Origin of the sequence: Hymenobacter profundi, assembly GCF_019334315.1 — a bacterium.
Classification (GTDB): domain Bacteria; phylum Bacteroidota; class Bacteroidia; order Cytophagales; family Hymenobacteraceae; genus Hymenobacter; species Hymenobacter profundi.
Genome location: NZ_JAHWGL010000177.1, coordinates 1 through 4,292, shown reverse-complemented (window position 1 = coordinate 4,292; position 4,292 = coordinate 1). Strand labels below are relative to the sequence as shown.

Here is a 4,292-nt window from a genome sequence, read left to right as displayed (position 1 = left end):
GGCGGTTGATGCTGGTGGAAGAAAGACTCATGGGTGGAGGAAAGTAGGAAGGACGAGAACTCCCCTCCTCAGCTGAGAAGGAGACGCTTTGGTGAAAGCCGAAGCGAAGGTGGTTGGCTCGTTGCTGATGTTGTTTATAAAGCAGTACTAACTATATAATTATCTGTTTGGCGCTTGCCTGTGCGACGTAACAACATCAGCAACGAGCCAACCACCCCAGTTGCGGCCAAAGCCGCAACATCCCCTCCTCAGCTGAGGAGGGGAGTGGTCGTTCTTATTTCTGCACGGCCACTTTATCGCCGGCTTTTATTTGTAGTATACCCGTCCGAATCAGCGAATCACCTACAGCCAAGCCGTCGGTGATTTCGATGAGCTTGGTGGAGCGGTTTCCGATTTTCACTTTGCGCGACTCCGCTTTCCCGTTCTTCACAACATATACTGTGTAGCCACTGGCATCTGGGATGACGGCTTCGGTCGGAATCTGCAAGGCCTCTGTGGTGGCGCCTAGTTCCAGATTAACCTTCACGAAGGCACCGGGCCGCAACTCGTCCTTTGTGTTGGGGTAAAGCGCCCGTACCTGCAAGGTGCGCGAAACAGGGTCAATCTGGGGATTGATGGCATAAACTTTTGCCCGGTACTTTTGGGTAGTGCCTTCGTCGGTTACCACTACCGGGTCGCCTACCTTCACAGCGTTGGAAAAGCGGCTGGGCAAGGCAAAATCAACCTTTACGGGTCGGATGCGGGAAAGCGTGGTAATCTGCGTACCAGGACTCACGTAGGTGCCCACGGTGGCAGTCGTCAGCCCCAGCACACCGCTGAAGGGTGCCCGCACGTAGGCTTTAGCCAAGGCAGCGCGTAGCGCTTGCTCATCGGCGCGGGCCGTGAGCAGCAAGTTGTTGGTCTGCTCGTATTCCTGGGCGCTGATGTACTCTTTTTCCAGCAGCGTACGTTGGCGCTTTTCCTGATCCTGGTAGAGCTTCAGGTTGAAAGCCTGCCGCTTCAAATTCGCCTGAATTTCATCGGCGTTGATGGTGAATAGCAGTTGGCCTTTCTTCACCGGCTGACCCTCTTTGATGTTGAGGCTGGTAATCTTGCCCGAAATCTCGCTCTGAATCACTACCGACTCATCGGCCAGCACCGAGCCGGTGGCGGATACTATATTGGAAAGGCTGGTGGCGGTTACCGGATATACCTGCACGGGAGTGCGGCTTGCCGTTTTACCACCCGCCGCTTTGCCGCCGCCTTTGCCACCCTTACCTCCGGCCTCAGGCGAAGGAAAGTAGTGATACTTCACAAAAACCAGCGCACCTATAACAGCCAGGGCAATGATAATTCCTAGAATTCGACGACCGGGGCTGGTTGTCGAGGTGGTTTCTACTTCCTCTCGCTCCTGCGTTTGCATGTAATAAAGGCGTGATTACTAATACGTAAGCGTGACTGATGCCGGGCTGCAATCCATCACAACGACAGGTAAGGCATTAGAGTTTACGGAGAAATGGTTTCCCTGACTTACCTGCCATTGCTAAGACACAAAAAAAGCCTGCGAGTTGCAGGCTTTATAAGCGAAAGGAGCAGTTTGCCTCGCTTTTCGGTGATGTACTTTGTTGCCTGCTTAGCTAATTTGGCGTCGTTATTTTCTCTGGCTGATGTGCTAGTGCAGCGCTACGAAGGGCAGACTACCTGTCTGGTTCTTACCTATAGAATAGATACTGCCTCGTACTTTTACAGCCAATGAACGTCCCTAAAAACCCAACCGAAGCCCAGCGCAATTTCTTTCAGGACGTGCACGAAGTGGTGCGCCTAGTGCCGCCCGGCCGCGTAACGACTTACGGCGCTATTGCCAACTACCTAGGTGCCCGCCACGGCGCGCGTATGGTAGGCTGGGCCATGATGGCCTCGCACACGGCTAGCCAGCCCGTGCCCGCGCATCGCGTTATCAACCGGCTGGGGCTGCTCACGGGGCGGCAGCACTTTGCTACCCCCACCGCCATGCAGGAAGCACTAGAGGTAGAAGGCGTGCAGGTGGTAGAAGACCAAGTGCAAAACTTCCGGGAGTTGTTTTGGGACCCGGCTACGGAGTTGGTATAGGTAAGGCTAAGGGTTACTTAGCCTGCTTTTTTGCGTCCTGCTCCTGCCGCAGCCGAATGCCTTTCACATTGAACTCGCCTACCTTATTGGTGACGGTGGTTAGAGGCGGCAGCGTAGGGTCGGTGGGTTGGCGACTGCACTCCAGGTACACGGGGGCCGCATTGGTGGGTAGCACTGTCAGGCAATAATCGGCACCGCCACTCACGCATACATGCGCTTCGTGTTGCTTGGTGCTCCAAGGCACAACCAGGTAGGCTGCGCCGCTGAGCGACCCAACGGGCTGGTCGTTGATGCTCACCGAAACGGGCGTCTTGTCGCCCCCGGCGCGTCGGTAAATAATAAGCTGCGTAGTGTCGGATGGCACGCGAGCGGCCGCCGATGGGGTAGGAAAATCATCCATAATGCGGCCGGTACGCATATTCACCTTGAAATGCATGGGCTTGCCACTGGTAGCGGCTGCGGCAATACCGGCCCCAATAAGGCCACCCGCTAAGGCAGCGGTATTCATGGCACCCGCATCGGCCGGCGAAAAACCGGTGAAGCCAAATCCAGCACCTTCGCGCTCCAAGGGGAAAAACCGGCTGTTGTGCAGTACATATAGGTGCTGCCCATCCGAGAAGCCCCATACGTTGCGCAGAGCTGTGCGCTGGCCGGTCTTCATATTCATCGTGTAGGGTAAGATTTCCGTAGTGCCCTTCCAGTTGGCCCCAGTGCGGGGCTTCCGCTCGACCACATACACGGTGGTAGTATCGGGCATGTTGTTGCGAAAGGCCAGGAAATCGGGGTAGATGCCTGCTTTCGGGGCAGTAGCGGTCAAGACGGGGTAGGTTTCTGCCTCGCCAACCTCCAACTCCTGCGGACGTTGTATTTGCTCCAGCGTAAGAGCCGGGCTAGCCGCCACCGCATCCCACTGCACAGTTGCCAACTGGTTCAAACTCTGCTGAAAGGCCTGTGTGATATTGTTAGCATGATGGGCGGTAACCTCCATGCCACTGCTTTCGATGGTTTCGGCAGTGCTTAGTGCCAGATGGTAGCCATCATCTAACCGCAGCAGATACTCAAGAGCGACTTCGGCAAATGCCTTTTCGGAGAAAGCACCCGTGTGCTCGGATATAGCCAACTGCCGCACGCGCAGGAGTAGGAGGCGGTCGGTGGGGCGTTGGGGGAGCTGCTGTAGGAAGGTGGTTAGGTCAGCCTCTACCCCGTTGCGCAGAGTGGCCGTTGTGCGGGCGTTGGCCAGCCCGCGCTGCACCCAGCCAATGTTGGCTTGCTGTGGCCGGGCGTCTATCACTTTCGCAATGTAGGTGGTTCGCTCGGGTAGCGTAAGGGTGTGACCGTTTAAGTCCACGAAATACGTTTGGGCCCTTGCCGAAAACGTACCTAGCAGAATCAATAAAAAAATAAACCCAGCTACGGAAAAGCGAAAACCAGAAAGAAATAAGCGAGTATAAAATTGTACTATAGTCACAACATCAAAGGAATGAGGCAGAAAATCAGATTGCGGTTATAAATTAAATAAGCAACTGGTAATAACCAAAATACGCTGAGGTAGTTAGTAACGAACAACACCTGACCTGACCAGCTTATCGAACCAGCATCTGCATGACCAAGCAACGCATTGCCGTGGACATGGACGAGGTAATTGCCGACTCCATTGCCCGCTTCCAGGAGTGGTATCTCCGTGATTATAACATTGAACTGACTCTCGATCAGCTACAGGGCAAAAGCGCCTACCAAGCCGTAGCGACGGAGCACCAGCCCATCATTCGCGACTACGTGAACCGGGAGGGTTTCTTTCGCGACCTACCCATCATCAAGGACAGCCAAGAGGTGTTACGCGCCCTATCGGAGCGCTACGAGCTGTTTATTGCCACGGCAGCCATGGAGTTCCCTAACTGCTTCCGCGATAAGTACAACTGGCTGCAACGGCACTTCCCGTTTATTTCATGGCCCAACTACGTCTTCTGCGGCGACAAAAGCATCCTTAACGCCGACTACCTCATCGACGATAACGCCTATAATTTCGAGCGTTTTCGGGGCGAGGGTATTCTATTCAACGCCCCGCACAACATCCACGAAACCGGCTACCGCCGCGTACACAGCTGGCAGGAGGTAGGGGAGTTGCTGTTGTGAGGTAGGGTAGGGAGCCGAACAAGAACCGTAGACCGTCATTTCTCCCCGCGGTCGAAATGACGGTCTACAGT

General features: G+C 54.9%; 4 protein-coding genes. 2 read left to right on the top strand and 2 right to left on the bottom strand.

Translation table 11 applies throughout. From position 1 onward, the window contains the following. Positions 1 to 274 precede the first annotated feature (274 nt). Complete coding sequence (locus KYK14_RS21595) at positions 275 to 1,402, bottom strand: efflux RND transporter periplasmic adaptor subunit (RefSeq protein ID WP_219161728.1); 1,128 nt, start codon at positions 1,400 to 1,402, stop codon at positions 275 to 277. Between the two features lie 329 nt (positions 1,403 to 1,731). On the opposite strand from KYK14_RS21595, the gene KYK14_RS21590 reads away from it, so the two are divergent. Beyond that, positions 1,732 to 2,088, top strand: a complete 357-nt coding sequence (locus KYK14_RS21590) for an MGMT family protein (protein WP_219161727.1) — start codon at positions 1,732 to 1,734, stop codon at positions 2,086 to 2,088. Between the two features lie 13 nt (positions 2,089 to 2,101). Here KYK14_RS21590 and KYK14_RS21585 read toward each other — a convergent pair whose 3' ends face one another. Then, positions 2,102 to 3,436, bottom strand: coding sequence for a hypothetical protein (locus KYK14_RS21585; RefSeq protein WP_219161726.1), 1,335 nt, complete (start codon positions 3,434 to 3,436; stop codon positions 2,102 to 2,104). Positions 3,437 to 3,690: 254 nt separating this feature from the next. Between KYK14_RS21585 and KYK14_RS21580 the strand changes: the two genes are divergently transcribed. Next, positions 3,691 to 4,221 (top strand): 5' nucleotidase, NT5C type, encoded by a 531-nt coding sequence (locus tag KYK14_RS21580; protein ID WP_219161725.1) that lies wholly within the window; start codon positions 3,691 to 3,693, stop codon positions 4,219 to 4,221. The last annotated feature ends 71 nt before the right edge of the window (positions 4,222 to 4,292 follow it).

What these genes read in the sequence shown, in the direction of transcription:
- KYK14_RS21595 (WP_219161728.1), bottom strand. Translation starts at nt 1,402, where the DNA reads ATGCAAACGCAGGAGCGAGAGGAAGTAGAAACCACCTCGACAACCAGC.
- KYK14_RS21590 (WP_219161727.1), top strand. Translation starts at nt 1,732, where the DNA reads ATGAACGTCCCTAAAAACCCAACCGAAGCCCAGCGCAATTTCTTTCAG.
- KYK14_RS21580 (WP_219161725.1), top strand. Translation starts at nt 3,691, where the DNA reads ATGACCAAGCAACGCATTGCCGTGGACATGGACGAGGTAATTGCCGAC.